The sequence below is a fragment of the Streptomyces sp. IMTB 2501 genome (assembly GCF_001953885.1).
Classification (GTDB): domain Bacteria; phylum Actinomycetota; class Actinomycetes; order Streptomycetales; family Streptomycetaceae; genus Streptomyces.
Genome location: NZ_MQUS01000015.1, coordinates 213,732 through 231,475, shown reverse-complemented (window position 1 = coordinate 231,475; position 17,744 = coordinate 213,732). Strand labels below are relative to the sequence as shown.

The following is a 17,744-nucleotide window of genomic DNA, read 5'->3' as shown; positions in this document are numbered from 1 at the left end:
TCGATCATCTCCATCCAGCTCGTCTCCCGGGCCCGCGCGGCCGGAGTGGTGATCTCACCGCGTGATGTCTTCCGCCACAAGACCGTCGCCGCACTCGCCGAGCTGGCCACCGCGGTGGAAGCCGAGGCCGACCCCTGGCTCGGGGACGCGCCGGAGGAGGAACTGGTCCAGGTGGATCAGGACGAGCTGAACGAATTCGAGACGCAATGGGGGACCAGCAAGTGAAGGAATCGCCGATCGAAGCCGTCCTGCCACTGTCACCACTGCAGGAGGGCATGCTCTTCCACGCCGTCTACGACCACCAGGGCGTCGACGTCTACAACGTCCAGACCGCGTTCGGACTGACGGGAGAACTCTCCGCCGACCGGCTGCGCGCCGCCTTCCAGGCCCTGCTGGACCGCTACGCCGTGCTCCGGGTCGGTTTCCAGCAGCGCCGCGCGTCCGGCGAGTCGGTGCAACTGGTCCACCGCGTTGTCGAACTGCCGTGGGCCGAGACGGACCTCAGCCCGCTGGAGCCCGCGCAGCGGCGTGCCGAACTGAACCGGTTGCTGGCCGAGGACCGGGCCCGCCGCTTCGACATGATCAGACCGCCGCTGCTGCGCGTCACCCTGGTCAAGCAGGAGGCCGACCAGCACGTCCTGGTGCTGACGTACCATCACATCCTGCTGGACGGCTGGTCGCTGCCCCTCGTGCTGCGCGATCTGTTCCAGCTGTACGCCAACGGCGGCGACGGATCGGCGCTTCCCGCCGTCGTGCCCTACCGCGGCTACCTCGCCTGGCTCGCCCGGCAGGACCGCGCGCAGGCCGAGCGGGCCTGGAGCGCCGCGCTCGCCGGCCTCGGCGAGCCCACCCTCGTCGCACCGGGAGCCGACTCCGCCGGCACCGCCGCGATGCCCGCGCTGGTGACTCTGGAGCTGACCGGGGAACTCACCGCGGCTCTGCACACGGCGGCCCGCAGTCGGGGACTGACCCTCAACACGGTCGTGCAGGGCGCCTGGGCGCTGCTGCTGAGCCTGATCACCCGCCGTGACGACGTGGTGTTCGGTACGACCGTCTCCGGCCGGCCGCCCCACCTGCCAGGCATCGAGGGCATGGTCGGACTGCTGATGAACGCCGTCCCCGTGCGTATCCGGCTCGACCCCGCGGAAACGCTGGAGACGCTGCTGGCCCGTATCCAGGACGAGCAGTCGGCGCTGGGCGACCACCACTACCTCGGGCTCGCCGAGATCCAGCGACTGGCGGGCCTCGGCGAACTCTTCGACACCTCCACCGGCTTCGAGAACGCCCCACTCGACCGCGGAGCCGTGCAGCGGCCGGTGCCCGGCCTGCAGATCACCGTCCTCGACGAGAGCGACAACGGCGGCGACACCACCGGATCGACCCACTATCCGCTGAGTCTGGTCGCCGTCCCCGGTGAGCGGCTGCGGCTGGAACTGAACTACCGTGCCGACGTCTTCGACCAGGACAGGGTGCGGGACTTCGGCGAGCGGCTGCGCACGCTGCTGCGGACGGTGGTGGAGGCGCCCGCCACGCCGGTGGGACGGATCGAGCTGCTCTCCGGTGAGGAGCGCGCCCGTATCGTCGGGGAGTGGAACGACACCGCGCTTGCGGTGCCCGAGGCGACCCTGTCCGAGCTGTTCGAGGACCAGGTGCGCCGTACCCCCGACGCCGTCGCGGTCGAGTGGGACGCCCGGGAAATCGGCTACGCCGAACTCAACGAGCAGGCGAACAGGCTGGCCCGCCACCTGCTCCGCAGCGGTGCCGGGCCCGAGCGGACGGTGGCCGTGGTGCTGCCGCGTTCGGTCGACCTGCTGGTGGCCCTGCTCGCCGTGGTGAAGACCGGGGCCGCCTACGTGCCCGTCGATCCGACCTACCCCGAGGACCGGATCGCCTTCATGATCGAGGACAGCGCCCCCGTGGCGGTGGTGAGCCGTTCGGGCGTCGCCTCACCGCCCGGAGCCGTCGTGCTGGACGACCCGGAGATCCGTTCCGCTCTGTCCGTGCTTCCCGGTCATGACCTGGACGACGCGGAACGCACAGCACCGCTGAACCCGTCCCATCCCGCCTATGTCATCTACACCTCCGGCTCCACCGGGCGGCCGAAGGGCGTCATGGTGGAGCACCGCTCGGTCCTCACCTACCTGGCCTTCGCCCACGAGGCCTACCCGAGCCTCGCCGGACGGGCGCTGCTGCACTCGCCGGCCTCCTTCGACCTGACCGTGACCGGGCTGTTCGGGCCGCTCACCCGGGGAGGCCGCCTGCGCCTCGCCGACCTCGACGGCTCCCCTGCGCCGGACGGTCTGCTGAGCACCGGACGGCCCACCTTCGTCAAGGCCACGCCGAGTCACCTGTCCGTGCTCACCAGCGTCGCCGAGTGGTACTCGCCCACCGGTGAACTCGTCGTCGGCGGTGAGCAGCTGACGGCGGAGATGCTCGACGAGTGGCGCGGTCGCCACCCCGGGACCACCGTGATCAACGAGTACGGCCCGACCGAGGCCACCGTGGGGTGTGTGGAGTTCCGGGTGCGCCCCGGTGACGTCCTCGCACCGGGGGCGGTGCCCATCGGCCGCCCGGTCCCCAACGCGCGCGCCTACGTCCTGGACGCCTGGCTGCGCCCCGTGCCCTGCGGGGTCCCCGGGGAGCTGTACCTGGCCGGCCCGCAGCTGGCGCGCGGTTATCTGAGCCGCCCGGGACTGTCGGCGCAGCGCTTCGTGGCCGACCCGTTCGGCGCACCCGGCACCCGTATGTACCGCACCGGTGACATCGCCTGGTGGACGCCGAGCGGTGACCTGGTCTACGGCGGGCGGACCGACGACCAGGTGAAGGTCCGCGGCTACCGCATCGAGCCGGGCGAGATCGAAGCCGTCCTCGGCGCCCATCCCTCGGTCGCGCACGCCACCGTGGTGGTACGCGAGGACGTTCCCGGCTCCCGGCGGCTCGTCGCCTATCTGCTGCCCGTCGCCGCCTGCACCGTCGACGTGGCGGAACTGCGTGCCCGCGCCGCCGCGGAACTGCCCGCGTACATGGTTCCCACGGACTTCGTCGTACTGTCCGAACTGCCGCTGACACACCACGGCAAGCTGGACCGCCGGGCCCTTCCGGCACCGGAGGCGGCCGTCGCCAGGTCCGCCGTGCGCGAGCCCCGCGACGAACGCGAACGCGTTCTGCACGCGCTGTTCGCCGAGGTCGTCGGTGTCGAGGAGTTCGGCGTCGACGACGGCTTCTTCGACCTCGGCGGCGACTCCATCATGTCCATCCAGCTGGTGGCCCGGGCCCGCAAGGCGGGGCTCGTGCTCACGCCCAAGGACGTGTTCCGGTACAAGACCGTCTCCGCGCTGGCCCAGGTGGCCGGTGCCGAGCAGCCGGCGGCACCCGCGCCGGCCGAGGACTCCGGAGTCGGCGAGGTGCTCCCCACGCCGATCACCCACTGGCTGCGGGAACTCGGCGGCCCCGTCGACCGGTTCAACCAGTCGGTGCTGCTGCGGGTGCCCGCCGGACTGGGCCTCGACCGGTTGAAGGCCGCCGTCCGGGCGCTGCTGGACCGGCACAGCGCACTGCGCATGCGCCTGCTGGTCGACGACGCGGGCGGCTGGCGACAGGAGGTCGGACCGACAGGAGTGGCCTCGGCGGACGATTTCGTCTACCGGGTCGATGTCTCCTCGTTCGACGGCACCCGGATGCGCGAGGGCATCAGCCGGCACTCCGCCGAAGCGCGCGACGCTCTCAACCCCCGCACCGGCGACGTGATGCGCGTGGTGTGGTTCGACGCCGGACCCGAACGCCAGGGCCGTCTGCTGCTCGTCATCCACCATCTCGCCGTGGACGGGGTGTCCTGGCGGATCCTCCTGCCGGACCTGGAGGCCGCCTGGGCGGCCCTCGCACGGGGCGAGAAGCCCGCCCTCGACCCGGTACCCACCCCGCTGCGCACCTGGGGCGCACGACTGGCCGAGGAATCCGTCCGACAGGAGCGCACGGCGGAACTGCCGCTGTGGCGGCAGATGCTCGGCGGCGACGACCCGCTGCTGACCCAGCGCCCGTTGGATCCGGCACGGGACCAGCACGGCACCAGCCGCAGCCTCACCCTGTCCCTGCCGCCCGAGTACACCGAGCCGCTGTTGACGAGCGTGCCGACGGCCTACCGCGGCGACATCAACGAGGTGCTGCTGACCGCGCTGGCCCTCGCCGTCTCCGCCTGGCGCCGTGCCCGGGGCGTGTCCGCGGGCTCCGGCGTCCTGGTGGACCTGGAGGGGCACGGCCGCGAGGAGATAGGCCCCGGAGCGGACTTGTCTCGCACCGTCGGCTGGCTGACCACACTGTTCCCGGCGTACCTCGATCCGCAAACCGACGACTGGACCGCAGCCGCCGATCCGGGACCGCTGCTCGCCCGGGCGCTGCGCCGCGTCAAGGAACAGCTGCGTGCCATACCGGACCACGGCATCGGCTACGGCATGCTCCGCCATCTCAACGAGCGGACCGCCGCTGAGCTGGTCGGCTTCCGGGGACCGCAGATCGGCTTCAACTACCTGGGCCGGTTCGCCGCCTCCGGGGACGACGACTGGGCGGTGGCCGTGGAGCCCGACGCGTCGGTGCCCGCCGCCGAGGACAGCATGCCGCTCGCGCACACCGTGGAGGTCAACGCGGCGACCGAGGACCGTCCCGGTGGTCCCAGCCTGGTCGCCACCTGGACGTGGGCGGCCGAACTGCTGACGCTCCAGGAGGTGGATGCGCTCGCGCAGGCGTGGTTCGCCGCACTGCGCGCGCTCGTGGAGCACTCCACACACCCGGTGGCGGGCGCGCTCGCCCCGTCCGACGTCGCGCTGGTCGATCTCGACCAGGCCGAGCTGGACCGTCTCCACGCGCGCCAGGGAGACCAGGGGCTGACCGACGTACTGCCGCTGACGCCGCTGCAGGAAGGGCTGCTCTTCCACGCCTGCTACGACACCCAGGGCGTCGACGTGTACAACGTCCAACTGGTCTTCGAGCTGGAGGGCGAACTCAAGCTCGACCTGCTGCGCACCGCCTGCCGGCAACTCGTCGAGCGTCACCCGGTGCTGCGCGCGGCGTTCGTGCAGCGGGACGGCGGGGAGCCGGTCCAGCTGATCGCCCGTTCGGTCACCGTCCCCTTCACGGAGGTGGACCTGCGGGGACCGGATCCGGCGGCGAGCCAGGCCGAGCTGGACCGGCTGCTGGCCACGGACCGGGCCCGCCGCTTCGACCTGGCGACCGCGCCCCTGCTGCGCTTCACCCTGGTGCGGCTCCAGGACACCCGCTACCGTCTGGTCTTCACCAGCCACCACATCCTCACCGACGGCTGGTCGACCCCCCTGATCATGCGTGATCTCTTCACGCTCTACGCCCACCACGGTGACCCCGGCCGGCTGGCACCCGTCCCCGAGACGCACGGCTACCTGCGGTGGCTCGCCGAACGGGACCGCGACGCGACCGAGGCCGCCTGGCGTGAGGCGCTCGCGGACCTGAAGGAGCCCACGCTCGTCGTGCCGGGCACGGAGGCGGCGGCCGTCCCCGACCTGCCGCAGCGCGTGGTCACCGAGCTGCCGGAAGAGCTGACCGCACAACTCACGGCGACCGCAGGCGCCCACGGCGTCACCCTCAACACCCTGGTCCAGGGTGCCTGGGCACTGCTGCTGAGCACCCTGACCGGCCGGGACGACGTGGTCTTCGGCGCCACCGTCTCCGTACGGCCGCCCGAGCTGCCCGACGTGGAGGACATGGTCGGGCTGCTCATCAACACCGTCCCCGTCCGGGTCCGGCTGGACCCGCGCGAGCCGGTGGGCGCGCTGCTGGGCAGAATCCAGGAGGAGCAGGCGGAGCTGAGCGGCCACCACCACCTGGGGCTCACCGACATCCACCGCCTGGTCGGCATGGACGCCCTGTTCGACACGTCCCTGGTCTTCGAGAACTACCCGGCGGATGCCGCGCTCCCCGCGGTACCGGGTGCCAGACTGCGTCTGACGGGCTTCACCGGACGGGACGCCTACCACTACCCTCTGAAGCTGATGGCGGTGCCGGGAGACCGGCTGTACCTTGAGATCAGCCACCGTCCGGAAGTGCTGGACGCGGCCACCGCCGAGTGGATCGCCGAGCGGCTCGGCTCCCTGCTGAGGGAGCTGGCCACCGATCGGACGGCACTGACCGCACGGTTCCTCGAACCGCGGGTCCCCGCCGTCGAACGGCTGTGCTCGATCGCGGCGGAGGTGCTCCACCTGGAGCGTCTCGAAGCCGACGACGACCTCTTCGCGGCCGGCGCCGACTCGCTCACCTCGCTGCGCCTGGCGGGCCGTATCCGCGCGGAGTTCGGTATCGACATCGCCGTACGGGCGATCTTCCAGCACCGCACCGCCAGCCGGATCGCCCGGCACCTGGCGGCCCTCGCCGGTCCGCGGTCCGCCGGACCCGACGCCTGCTGAGCAGGCCGGCGCCCAACCGCGCGCCGCGTCGAACCCCCTCACGAACACGTTCCCCACAGACACCAATCAGTTCCCACTGACAGGAGAGCACAGCCATGGACAACCCCTTCGAGCGTGCGGACGGCACCTACCTGGTCCTGGTCAACGACGAGGGCCAGCACTCCCTGTGGCCGGCCTTCGTGGAGGTACCCGCCGGCTGGGAGATCGTCCGTCCCGAGGGCGACCGCCAGTCCTGCCTCGACTACATCAACGAGAACTGGACCGACATGAGGCCCAAGAGCCTGGTGCGGGCCATGGAACAGGAGCAGGCGGACGCGGTTGCGTCCCACTGAACGGGCCGCCGTATCCATCCCATCGCTATGAGGTGTGTGAAAGATGCCCAGACTCGACATACCCGTCGAGTACTCACTCGGCGGTGACGAGGCCGCCGCGCTCATGGAATCCGTCGAGAGGCTGAGGGACTCCGGTGGCGACCCGGCTGACCCGGAGTTCTACGACCGGTTCTGGGACTCCGGCCACCAACTGCCGCCGGGCCTACGCTCGTTCCTGGACGGCTTCCGCCGCTCCGAGCGCTCGGCGTGCGCCCTGGTGCACGGCTTCCCGGTCGACGAGACCGCCATCGGCCCCACGCCCTCGCACTGGGAGGCCGCGATCGGCGCCAAGTCGACACGGGACCAGGAGATCTTCGTGGCGCTGTGCGGCATGGCGCTGGGTGAGCCGTTCGCCTGGGCGACACTGCAGTCGGGGCGGATCATCCAGAACCTCCTGCCCATCCAGGGGGACGAGGAGTGCCAGAGCGGGTACGGCAGCGAGGCACTGCTGGAGTTCCACACCGAGGACGGGTTCCACCCCGACCGGTGCGACTACCTGCTCCTGTTCGGGCTGCGCAACGACGACCAGGTACCCACGATCATGGCGTCGGTGCGTGATCTGGAGCTGAGCGACGAGGACCGGCGGATCCTGGCCGAGCCGCGGTTCTACATCCTGCCCGACGACGAACACCTGAGGCAGCTCGAGGCACGCGACCCGAATCACCGGGCACTGGCCAAGATGCGCCGGATGCAGCAGCAACCGGAGGCCACCGCCGTACTGTTCGGCGACCGGCTCAACCCCTACCTGCGCATCGACCGGCCGTTCATGCGTATCGCCGGGGAGGACGGCGCGGCCGAGCAGGCCCTGGACCGGCTCATGGCCGGACTGGAGAGCGTGCAGCAGGACGTGGTGGTCGGCCCGGGCACGCTGCTGGTGCTCGACAACTACCTGGCGGTGCACGGCCGCAGGGCATTCCGCGCGCGGTACGACGGCACGGATCGCTGGCTGAAGCGACTGACGGTCACCCGCAATCTGCGCCGGGGGCTCGTCAGCCGTGAGAGCGACAGCCACCGCGTCCTGCTCTGAGGGGGAGTTCCCGACATGCGAACAATCGTTGTCTCCGGTGCGTCCAGTGGTATCGGGAAGGCGACGGCCGAGCGGTTCCTCGGCTCCGGCGACTACGTGGTGAACCTGGACGTGATGCCGCCGGAGGAGGCCGACGGCCCCGACCGGCGGTGGATCGAGACCGACGTGGCCGACTGGGGCGCGGTGCGTGACGCCCTGGCCCGGGTGCACGGTGAACGAGGACGGCTGGACGTCGTCGTGGCCAACGCCGGCATCAGCAAGCGGCGCGGGGTGCTGGACCTCACCGAGGAGGACGTGCGGCGGATCGTCGACGTGAACCTTCTCGGTGTGCTGGGCCTGTGGCGCCACGCCGCCGAGTACATGGTCCGTCAGGGCCACGGGGTCCTGCTGGCCACGGCGTCGGTCAACGGCTCGCGGGGATACCCGCTGTACGCCGACTACAACGCGACCAAGGCCGGTGTCGTGTCGCTGTGCCAGACGTTCGCCATGGAACTGAGCCCCCGGGTGCGTACCGCCTGCGTGACGCCGGGAGCGGTGCTCACGCCCATGCAACGGGCCGAGTACACCGACGAGATGCTGGCAGCGGTGAACGAGCGGATCCCGGCCCGCCGCCATGCCGCTCCCGAGGAGATCGCCGAGGCCTTTTTCTTCCTCGCCTCGGACGCGGCGGCGTTCGTGACCGGCCAGGAGTTCGTGATCGACGGGGGCGAGACGGCCGGTGCGACCACGGCCTTCTTCCCCGACACCAGGAGCTGAACATGATCAACCGCCCACTGCTCGATCCCGGCGCCCTGGACGGCGTCGATCTCGCCGATCCGCGACTGCACGCCGAGTACGACCTGACCGAGGTGTGGCGGCATCTGCGCGACACGGCGCCGGTCCACCGCCATCCCGCGACCCGGCGCGGCGACGGCTTCTGGGTGATCACCCGCTACGACGACGTGGCGACCGTCTACAAGGACAGCCGGCTGTTCTCGTCCGAGCGGGGCAACGTCCTCGACACCCTCCTGGCGGGCGGTGACTCCGCCGGCGGCCGGATGCTGGCCGTCACCGACGGAGCCCATCACACGGCGCTGCGCTCCGTACTCAACAAGCCCTTCACCCCCCGTGCGCTGGAGGTCATCGTCGACAGCCTGCGCACGGCCACCTGGAAGCTCATCGCGGACGCCGTCGCCAAGGACGAGGCCGACTTCGCCAGCGACGTCGCCGCCAACATCCCGCTCGCGGCCATCTGCGACCTGCTGGGGGTGCCACAGTCCGACCGCGCCCACATCCTGTCGCTCACCCCGTCCGCCCTCGCCTCCTCCGACGGCGCCCCCACGGAAGAGGGCACCTGGAGCGCGAAGAACGAACTGCTGCTCTACTTCTCGGAGCTGGCCGAGTCACGCCGCGCCAAGCCCTACGACGATGTGGTGAGCCTGCTGGTCACCAGCGACGTCGGCGGACGCCCGCTGAGCCATGAGGAGATCATCTTCAACTGTTACAGCATCATCATGGGCGGCAACGAGACGACCCGGTTCGCCATGATCGGCGGCCTGCTCGAACTCATGCGCAACCCCGAGCAGTGGCAGGCCCTCAAGAGTCGGCAGGTCAGCGTGGAGACCGCCATCGAGGAGGTGCTGCGCTACACCACGCCCAGCCTGCACTCGGGCCGCACCGCGACCGAGGACTGCTTCCTGGGCGGGGAGTTCATCGAGGCCGGCGACATCGTCACCGTCTGGAACGCATCGGCCAACCGTGACGAACGGCAGTTCCCCGACCCCGACCGGTTCGATCTGGCGAGGACACCGAACAAGCACCTCACGTTCGCCCACGGCCCCCACTTCTGCATCGGTGCCTACCTGGCACGGGCGGAACTGAACGCCGTGTTCAGCGGGTTGCGCGCCATGGCCACCGGTATGCGGCTGACCGGCGAGCCGCGACGGATCTACGCCAACTTCCTCAGCGGACTCGCCACCCTTCCGGTGTCGTTCACCCCGGACCCCGCCTTCACCGGTGCCTGACACCGCGGCGCCCGCAGGGTGGGCCGGGGGACTGGCCGGCCTCGTGCCCGCCCAGGTGGCGGTCCAGGAGACGTACGAAGACCTCGACGACGGCACCGGGCTCTTTCCCGAGGAGAAGGCCGCGGTGGCCGCAGTGGTGGACGAGCGGCGCCTTGAGTTCAGCACCGTACGCGTCTGCGCCCGCCGTGCGCTGGCACAGCTCGGCGTTCCCGCTGTCCCGCTGGTGCCCGGACCCGGCGGAGCGCCGCGCTGGCCGACCGGAGTGACCGGCAGCATGACGCACTGCGCCGGTTACCGGGCCAGCGCGGTGGCCCGGCTGCAGGATGCCTCGGCGCTGGGCATCGACGCCGAGCCGCACCAGGCGCTGCCGCCGCTCGTCGCGGACCGGATCACCTCGCCGGCGGAGCGGAACCGGGCGCGGCTGTTGCGGCACCAGGCGCCGCACGTGCACTGGGACCGGCTGATGTTCTGTGCCAAGGAGAGCGTCTTCAAGGCACTCCACGTGCTGACCGGGCACTCGGTCGGCTTCACGGACAGCGACATCACGCTGCGCACGGACGGCACCTTCACCGCCGGCCTCGGCGATCCCCTCCCCGTGCGAGGCGGCAACCCGGTCGCCCGCTGCGACGGCCGCTGGGCGGTACAGCGGGGCTACCTGCTGGCCGCCGTCGTCGTACCCGCGTGAGCGGGTGCCGGCCGCGGACCGGCCGGCACCGACACTGCCTGTGGAGCGGCGCGAGTTGCCGGACTCTTGCCTGGAGTGTGGCAACCCGCCACAGGCATGATGCGACCGCGCCGCCACCGGTGTCCGCCCCACCGGGCTGCCGCCGGAACCTGCCGGACATCAGCCGCCATGCGTCCATCCGACGGAACGCCGGCCTTCTTCCCCGCTCGGGCCACCTGACGCGAAAGGGACATGCTCATGCCCACACCCTCCGAGAGTGTCGCCATCACCGGTCTGGGTGCCATCAGCCCACTCGGCGGGGATGTGGGCACTACCTGGTCCGGCCTGCTGGACGGACGCAGCGCCGTACGGGCGCTGGACGACGACTGGGCCGCCGGACTGCCGGTGCGCATCGCGGCCAGAGCCGCGGTGGAGCCGGCCGGGATGTTCAGCCGGGTCGATGCAAGGCGGCTGGACCGCTCCAGTCAGTTCGCGCTCATCGCCCTGCGCGAGGCATGGGCGGACGCGGGGTTCACCGGCCCCGCCGGCACCGACGGGGCACCGCCCGGCGACCGGGTCGGGGTCGTCGTGGGCAGCGGGCTGGGCGGGTTGTCCACCCTGCTGCACAACTACGACGTCCTCAACAGCCGTGGCGCGCGCAACGTCTCGCCGTTCGCTCTGCCCATGCTGATGGCCAACAGCCCGGCGGCACAGGTCAGTATGGCGATCGGGGCGCAGGCCGCCGTGCACGCACCGACCAGCGCGTGTGCGGCCGGAGCGGAGGCGGTCGCGGCCGGTCTGGACCTGATCCGCTGGGGACGCGCCGACGTGGTCGTCGTCGGTGGTGCCGAGGCGATCATCAACCCGCTGACCATCGCGGGCTTTGCCAGCATGACCGCCCTGTCGTGCCAGAACGACGAGCCGCACCGCGCCTCCCGGCCGTTCGACAAGAAACGCGACGGCTTCGTGATCGCCGAGGGCGCGGCCGTGCTGGTCCTGGAGTCGATGCGGCACGCGCGGGCACGCGGCGCCCGTGTCTACGGTGAGCTGGCCGGTGCGGGCGTGAGCGCCGACGCCCACCACATCGCTCGTCAGGAGCCCAGTGGGCGGTCGATGACCCGTGCCCTGCGCAGGGCACTCGACGACGCCGGCCTGCGCGCGTCGGACGTGGCGCACGTGAACGCGCACGCCACCTCCACGCCGGGCGGGGATCTGGTGGAGAGCCGGGCCATCTCATCGGTGTTCGGCCCGCGGGCCACCCCGGTGTCCGCGATCAAGTCCATGACCGGCCACCTGATCGGAGCCTCCGGCGCGCTGGCCGCGGTCTCCAGCGTCCTGACCGTGCACCACCGCCTCGCCCCTCCGACGATCAACGTCGAGGACCCGGACGACGCCGTGGAACTGGACGTAGTCCGGGACGTGCCCCGCGCGCTGCCCGCGGGACCGGTCGCCGCCGTCAGCAACTCCTCGGGATTCGGCGGGCACAACGTCGTCCTGGCCTTCCGCGCCGCCTCCTGATCCCGGTTCCCCAGACCTTTCTGTTCCCCATACCAAGAGTTCCGACATACCGAGAAACGAGGAAAACGATGCGCCGGACCATGATGAAGTCCAAGATCCACCGGGCCACGGTCACCCAGGCCGACCTCAACTACGTGGGCTCGCTCACCTTGGATCCGGTCCTCATGGAGGAGGCCGACCTTCTCGTCGGCGAACTGGTCCACATCGTGGATGTCAACAACGGTGCGCGGCTGGAGACCTATGTCATCGAGGGCGAGCGCGACTCGGGTGTCGTCTGCATCAACGGGGCCGCCGCCCGGCTGATCCAGCCCGGGGACATCGTCATCATCATCGCCTACGCGTCCGTGGAGGACGAGGAGGCGGCCAAGCTCGAACCGCGTGTGGTGTTCGTCAACGGCGAGAACGGGATCGTCAGTGTGGGGAGCGACCCCTCCGTCTGATCCCGTCCGTCACACGGGCAGTTCCAGCAGGACCCGGAACCCCTCCCCGGTGGGGCCGGCGTCGAGCGAGCCGCCGAGGATCTCGGCGCGTTCGCGCATGCCCCGCAAGCCGTAGCCGGAGCCGCTCACGGCGGCCCCGGCCACCGGCGTTGGGGTGTCGGTCGTGGCGTCGCGGGACCGGTCAGGCCCGGGTGCGCGGTCCACGATCTCCAGCCGAACGGTGTCCCGCCCGTACTCCAGGCGGATCGTCACCACGTGTCCCCGGGCGTACTTGCGGATGTTGGTGAGGGCCTCCTGGGCCACTCGGCGTACGGCGTGCGACGCCTCCCCGCCGAGCGGACGGGGTTCGCCCTCCACGCAGACCTCGGCCCCGAGTTCGCCGCCCATGTCGGCCAGTGTCGAGGCGATCGGCATCTGTTCGCCACGCAGGGCGGACAGCGCCTGCCGGGTCTCGACCAGCCCCTCCTGCGCCATCTGGCGTGCGTTCACCACGAGTTCCGTCACCTTCTCGGCGTCGGCCCCGCGCTGCAGCAGCAGCCGAGCCGTCTCCAGATGCATCAGCTGCGCGGACAGGCTGTGCGCCAGCACGTCGTGGATCTCGCGGGCGATCCGGGCGCGTTCGTTCAGCGCCGCGGACTCCGCCTGCGCGTCGCGCGCGATCTGCTCGGCCGCGCGCGCCGCCCGCTCCTGGGCGAGCAGACGCCACACGACAGCCCGCGCCTCGCGGTCCTGCCGGCTCAGGTAGCCGATGAGCAGGCACGCCCCGGCGAGCAGCGAGAAGACGTGCCAGCCCCGGCCTGCCTCGGCGAGCACCAGCGCGGCGTCGGCGGCGCCCGTGTAGGCGACGGCCAGCCACACGGGCGCCAGGTGCGTCATCGACACGATGGGCACGCACAGCAGCCCAAGTGCCAGCAGCTCCGAACCCAGCAGCTGGGCTCCGGCCACGCACGCCGCCAGTACGGCCAGCGCGCACGCCACCGGTGACAGCCGCCGCTGCAGGGCCATCCGGCGCGCGACCACGGACGTGGCCAGCATCAGCACGATCAGCCCGGACAACGCCACCCGGCGCAGCGGGGCAGCGGACCCACCGGGGACCTTGACGACGGCGACCACCAGAACGAGCGCCAGCAGCACCGCCCGCACCCATCTCCCGACCCGCCGGACATGGGTGCTGGAGGACCGGTGGACCGCGTCGGGCGCGGGCCAGTCCGTCCATACATGTCGTCGCGTCGTGGGCGTGTCCGGCATCTCTCCGTTGTCCTTCCCTCTGGCAGCCGGCGACAGACGCCGTCCTGCCGTCCTTCTGGAGGGGCGGAGTGCCTACCCGTGTGTCCCGCTGGACGCGGTCCCGGCGTCGCGGGCCTCGCCATCGGCGTGCCCGGTGAGTTCCACGACGTCCTCAAGGGGGATGTCCAGCACGCCGACCGACCGGCTCCTGTGAAGGACCAGCGCCAAGGCTAGCATCGCGATCATCAGCGACAGGACGGCGCCGGGCACGCCGAACAGGTCGGCGCAGCAGCCGCCGACCAGCGGACCCGTCCACTGCAGGCACTGCATCCCGAAGCGGGTCACGGCCGCCACCCGTCCGCTGAACTCGTCCGGTACCAGCCGGGCTTCGTAGGACTCCAGCACCACGTTGAGGGGGACGGTCGCCACCATGGCGACCAGCAGGACGGCGCCGATCTGCCAGGGGCGGGGGACCGCGGCCACGGCGGCGAAGGACTCGACGAAGAGCCACATGGCGACGACGAGAACGGTCTTCGCCCGGAGTCTTCTCATGATCCGCGGTGTGACGACCGCGCCGACGACGCCGCCCACGAGTGCCGCCGCGTTCACCATCCCCACTGCGGTCGGGCCGCCGCCGCGGTACTTGACCAGGGCGATGAGCAGCAGCAGGAAGCCCTGTGTGACCGCGTTGAGGAAGGCACCCCACACCACGGTGAAGCGCAGGTAGGGATGGTGCCGCACCATCCGCACGCCTGCGGCCAGGCCGCCGAACAGGCCCTGGCGGCCGGTTTCGGAGCGGTCCGGACCCAGCGGCCTGCGTACGAGTGCGACGCCCAGCGCGGCGCACACGTACGACACCGCGTCCCCGAGGAACGGCAGCCAGCGGGCCGTGGCGAACAGCAACCCGCCCAGCGGCGACCCGATGAGCTGGGCGACCAGGTCCCGTCCCATACCCTGCGCGGTGGCCGCTCCCACCTGCTCCCGGGGAACGATACGGCGCAGGGCCGGAGTCGCCGCTCCCATGGTCAGGCCGGAGGCCAGGCCGCTGAACAACGCGCAGCCCACCAACGGCAGCAGCGGGGCGTCACCGCGGTACACCAGCCAGGCCACCACCGCCAGTGCGACGGTCTGGGCCAGCGGTCCGCAGATCATGATGGCCCGCCGGGACACCCGGTCGGTGAGCACGCCCCCGACCAGCGTCATCGTGACGGAGCCGATCAGGTTGGCGGCGCTGATGCTCCCCGCCTGGGCCGCGGAGCCGGTGGCGTAGAGGGCGTAGAGCGGAAAGGCGATGGAGGAGACACTGCTGCCCAGCGTCGACAGTCCGGTTCCGGCCCACCAGACCATGTAGTCCCGGTTCTGCCACAGCGACGGGGGGCTGTCCGCGGGCGGTCGGTGCTCCAGCTGTGCCATGCCGGCGATGCTGCCCGGCCCGGATCGCGCAGGCCAGGCAACGAACCGGCATCACCGAGAGGATCGGGCGCCGGTCCAGTTGCCGCATTGTTGCCTGGAGCGAGCCGGGGCCCGCTGACAGGATTCCGGCCTGAGAGTGCCTCGGGGCCCTGCGGGCCGAGAGCGAGGCACTGGCGCGGGAGCGTGGGGCCCCGCCTGACCGGGGCCCCATACCGGACCAGCGACCGGCGGGTCCGGACCGCCCCGCGTGTGACGCCCAAGGCCGGGTCGGCCCTCCCCATCCCCCTTCCTGGGGGCGGGATCCACGAGGAGTGTGAAGAGACATGAGGACCGTCGGTGTGGTCGGCGCGGGGACCATCGGACGCGGGCTCGCGCAGAGTCTGGCCATGACCGGACACGACGTCGTACTGGTGGACATCGCCGAGGCAGCCCTCGGTGACGCCCTTGCGCAGATCAGACGCGACCTGCGGTTCGCCCGCATGCTCGGGGCACAGTCGGCGGGCGCGCACGAGCCGGTCGACACAGTGCTGGAGCGGATCCGTCCCACGACCGACCACGCCGAGCTGAAGGCGGCGGAGTTCGTGGTGGAGAACGTGGTCGAGGACTGGGACGTCAAGAGCGAGGTGTACCGGATCCTCGACTCCGTGTGCCCCGCGGACACGGTGTTCGCCGCGAACACCTCCTGCGTACCCATCACCCGGATCGGCGCGCAGACCCGCCGGCCCGACCGCGTCCTCGGCATGCACTTCATGAACCCGGTGCCCCTCAAGCCCGTGGTCGAGGTCATTCGGGCGGTGCACACCTCCGACGCCACCGTGGAGACGGCACTACGGCTGCTGTCCGGCATGGGCAAGGAAGGCATCGTCGTCAACGACTCCCCGGGCTTCGTCTCCAACCGGGTCATGATGCTCGCCGTCAACGAGGCGGCGTACCTGGTGTACGAGGGAGTCGCCGACGCCGCGTCGGTGGACCGGATCTTCACCACCTGCTTCGGCCACCGGATGGGGATGCTCGAAACGGCCGACCTCATCGGCCTGGACACCATCCTGCGCAGCATCGAGGTCCTCCACGAGCGGTTCGGCGACAGCAAGTACCGGCCGTGCCCGCTGCTGCGGCAGCTGGTCGACGCCGGATACCTGGGGCGCAAATCGGGACGTGGCTTCCACACCTACGAGCAGTAGCGACCGAGATCGACTTAAGGACGGACGATTGTGACTACCGAGCAGCCGGACAGCATCCGCGAAGAGGTCCGGCAGTACCTGGCCGGACACCTCGGCCGGCAGGTGCCCGACGAGGAGAACATCTTCGCCGTGGGGCTGGTCAACTCGCTGTTCGCCGTGCAGCTGGTGACCTACGTGGAGCGGCAGTTCGACGTCGTGGTCGAGACGGACGAGCTGGACCTCCGCAACTTCTGCTCAGTCGACGCCATCACCGGCTACGTCGCCGGCAAGACCGCCTCCGCGGTCGGATGAGGCACCTGTGCGACTGACACTCACCATGGAACAGCGGGCGCTGCGTTCCGAGTTCCACGCGTTCGCCGCCTCGGAGGTCGCACCGGCGGCCGCCCGGCACGACCACGAGGAGCGGGTGGAGCGCTCCCTGATCGACCGCCTCGCGGAAGCCGGATTCCTGGCCTCGTTGATCTCCCCGGCCCACGGAGGGCGCGGCCTGGACCACCTCGGCTACGGGCTGCTGCACGAGGAGGTGGGCCGGGCCTGCTCCAGCACCCGCAGTCTGCTGACGGTGCATGACATGGTGGCGCACACCGTGGAGCGGTGGGGCGACGACACCCAACGCCGCACCTGGCTGCCGATGCTGACGGCGGGCAGGGCGATCGGTGCGTTCGCCCTGAGCGAGCCGGACGCCGGCAGCGACGTGGCAGCGCTCACCACGAGTGCCACGTCCGACGGCGACGGGTATCGGCTCGACGGCACCAAGTGCTGGATCAGCTTCGGTGCCATCGCCGACGTCTTCCTCGTGTTCGCCCGCGCCGACGAGGGGCTCACCGCCTTCCTCGTCGAACGGGACACCCCGGGTCTCGACGTCGTACCGCTCGCCGGAATGCTCGGCACCAGGGGTGCGATGCTCGCCGAGCTGAACTTCACGGGATGCCGCGTGCCGAGGGCGAACCTGCTCGCAGGACCCGGACGCGCCCACCCGTTCATCACCACGGCGGCACTGACCCTGGGGCGCTACAGCGTGGCCAGCGGCAGCGTGGGCATCGTGGGTGGCTGCCTGGCCGAGAGCCGGGACCACGCCGCCGAACGCGGACTCATGGAGCACCAGCTCGTCCAGCGCCTGCTCACGCGCATGACCGTGCACTACGAGGCCGGGCGGCTGCTGACCTTCCAGGCCGGTGAGCTGATCTGGGAGCGCCACGCGGACGCGGCCATGGCGGCGACCAAGGCCAAGTACTTCGCGGCGACGGCCGCCGCGGAGGCGGCACACGACGCGGTGCAGGTTCACGGAGCCGCCGGATGCACCCCCGACCACCCGGTGAACCGGTATTACCGGGACGCCAAGGTCATGGAGATCATCGAAGGCAGCACCGAGGTGTGCGAAGGCCTCATCGGCCGTTTCGGACACGCGGACGTCGAGTCGTACGGCGCGGCCTCGCCGAAGACGTACTGAGGAAAGGGCGGAGCAATGCGGA

The 17,744-nt window shown here is 71.1% G+C and carries 14 protein-coding genes; 12 read left to right on the top strand and 2 right to left on the bottom strand.

Annotated features, from left to right (window positions below):
* From AV521_RS25865 to panD, 9 genes are all read left to right on the top strand, one after another.
* Window positions 1-225 (top strand): phosphopantetheine-binding protein (locus tag AV521_RS25865; protein ID WP_143658648.1); only part of this gene is annotated, 225 nt, incomplete at its 5' end.
* The gene (locus AV521_RS25860) at window positions 222-6,428 is read left to right on the top strand and encodes a non-ribosomal peptide synthetase (RefSeq protein WP_256725680.1); all 6,207 of its coding nucleotides are present in this window, start codon (window positions 222-224) and stop codon (window positions 6,426-6,428) included. The genes AV521_RS25865 and AV521_RS25860, both read left to right, overlap by 4 nt.
* 95 nt (window positions 6,429-6,523) lie before the next feature.
* Window positions 6,524-6,760, top strand: a complete 237-nt coding sequence (locus tag AV521_RS25855) for an MbtH family protein (RefSeq protein ID WP_076091149.1) — start codon at window positions 6,524-6,526, stop codon at window positions 6,758-6,760.
* Window positions 6,761-6,803: 43 nt separating this feature from the next.
* On the top strand, window positions 6,804-7,826 hold the full coding sequence (gene gntD, locus AV521_RS25850; RefSeq protein WP_076091147.1) for a guanitoxin biosynthesis L-enduracididine beta-hydroxylase GntD: 1,023 nt from the start codon (window positions 6,804-6,806) through the stop codon (window positions 7,824-7,826).
* Between the two features lie 15 nt (window positions 7,827-7,841).
* Window positions 7,842-8,582, top strand: a complete 741-nt coding sequence (locus AV521_RS25845; RefSeq protein ID WP_076091145.1) for an SDR family NAD(P)-dependent oxidoreductase — start codon at window positions 7,842-7,844, stop codon at window positions 8,580-8,582.
* A 2-nt stretch (window positions 8,583-8,584) separates the two neighbouring features.
* Window positions 8,585-9,829, top strand: coding sequence for a cytochrome P450 (locus AV521_RS25840; protein ID WP_076091143.1), 1,245 nt, complete (start codon window positions 8,585-8,587; stop codon window positions 9,827-9,829).
* On the top strand, window positions 9,822-10,514 hold the full coding sequence (locus AV521_RS25835; RefSeq protein ID WP_256725679.1) for a 4'-phosphopantetheinyl transferase: 693 nt from the start codon (window positions 9,822-9,824) through the stop codon (window positions 10,512-10,514). The genes AV521_RS25840 and AV521_RS25835 overlap by 8 nt, the downstream gene beginning before the upstream one ends.
* Before the next feature lie 237 nt (window positions 10,515-10,751).
* Window positions 10,752-12,011 carry a beta-ketoacyl synthase gene (locus AV521_RS25830; RefSeq protein ID WP_076091201.1) on the top strand — a complete coding sequence of 420 codons (1,260 nt, stop codon included), beginning with the start codon at window positions 10,752-10,754 and terminating at the stop codon, window positions 12,009-12,011.
* A gap of 68 nt (window positions 12,012-12,079) precedes the next feature.
* Window positions 12,080-12,451: an aspartate 1-decarboxylase gene (gene panD, locus AV521_RS25825; protein ID WP_076091141.1), complete on the top strand. Its 372-nt coding sequence runs from the start codon at window positions 12,080-12,082 to the stop codon at window positions 12,449-12,451.
* Window positions 12,452-12,460: 9 nt separating this feature from the next.
* Here panD and AV521_RS25820 read toward each other — a convergent pair whose 3' ends face one another.
* Window positions 12,461-13,699 carry a sensor histidine kinase gene (locus AV521_RS25820; protein WP_076091139.1) on the bottom strand — a complete coding sequence of 413 codons (1,239 nt, stop codon included), beginning with the start codon at window positions 13,697-13,699 and terminating at the stop codon, window positions 12,461-12,463.
* Between the two features lie 72 nt (window positions 13,700-13,771).
* Window positions 13,772-15,091, bottom strand: coding sequence for an MFS transporter (locus tag AV521_RS25815; RefSeq protein WP_076091137.1), 1,320 nt, complete (start codon window positions 15,089-15,091; stop codon window positions 13,772-13,774).
* 323 nt (window positions 15,092-15,414) lie between these two features.
* Between AV521_RS25815 and AV521_RS25810 the strand changes: the two genes are divergently transcribed.
* Genes AV521_RS25810 through AV521_RS25800 form a run of 3 tightly spaced genes read left to right on the top strand, consistent with a single transcriptional unit; the run spans window position 15,415 to window position 17,722 of the window.
* Window positions 15,415-16,272 (top strand): 3-hydroxyacyl-CoA dehydrogenase family protein, encoded by an 858-nt coding sequence (locus AV521_RS25810; protein ID WP_076091135.1) that lies wholly within the window; start codon window positions 15,415-15,417, stop codon window positions 16,270-16,272.
* Between the two features lie 30 nt (window positions 16,273-16,302).
* The gene (locus AV521_RS25805; protein WP_179023386.1) at window positions 16,303-16,563 is read left to right on the top strand and encodes an acyl carrier protein; all 261 of its coding nucleotides are present in this window, start codon (window positions 16,303-16,305) and stop codon (window positions 16,561-16,563) included.
* Window positions 16,564-16,570: 7 nt separating this feature from the next.
* On the top strand, window positions 16,571-17,722 hold the full coding sequence (locus AV521_RS25800) for an acyl-CoA dehydrogenase family protein (RefSeq protein ID WP_076091131.1): 1,152 nt from the start codon (window positions 16,571-16,573) through the stop codon (window positions 17,720-17,722).
* Window positions 17,723-17,744 lie beyond the last annotated feature (22 nt).

What these genes read in the sequence shown, in the direction of transcription:
- AV521_RS25855 (WP_076091149.1), top strand. Translation starts at nt 6,524, where the DNA reads ATGGACAACCCCTTCGAGCGTGCGGACGGCACCTACCTGGTCCTGGTC.
- gntD (WP_076091147.1), top strand. Translation starts at nt 6,804, where the DNA reads ATGCCCAGACTCGACATACCCGTCGAGTACTCACTCGGCGGTGACGAG.
- AV521_RS25845 (WP_076091145.1), top strand. Translation starts at nt 7,842, where the DNA reads ATGCGAACAATCGTTGTCTCCGGTGCGTCCAGTGGTATCGGGAAGGCG.
- AV521_RS25840 (WP_076091143.1), top strand. Translation starts at nt 8,585, where the DNA reads ATGATCAACCGCCCACTGCTCGATCCCGGCGCCCTGGACGGCGTCGAT.
- AV521_RS25830 (WP_076091201.1), top strand. Translation starts at nt 10,752, where the DNA reads ATGCCCACACCCTCCGAGAGTGTCGCCATCACCGGTCTGGGTGCCATC.
- panD (WP_076091141.1), top strand. Translation starts at nt 12,080, where the DNA reads ATGCGCCGGACCATGATGAAGTCCAAGATCCACCGGGCCACGGTCACC.
- AV521_RS25820 (WP_076091139.1), bottom strand. Translation starts at nt 13,699, where the DNA reads ATGCCGGACACGCCCACGACGCGACGACATGTATGGACGGACTGGCCC.
- AV521_RS25815 (WP_076091137.1), bottom strand. Translation starts at nt 15,091, where the DNA reads ATGGCACAGCTGGAGCACCGACCGCCCGCGGACAGCCCCCCGTCGCTG.
- AV521_RS25810 (WP_076091135.1), top strand. Translation starts at nt 15,415, where the DNA reads ATGAGGACCGTCGGTGTGGTCGGCGCGGGGACCATCGGACGCGGGCTC.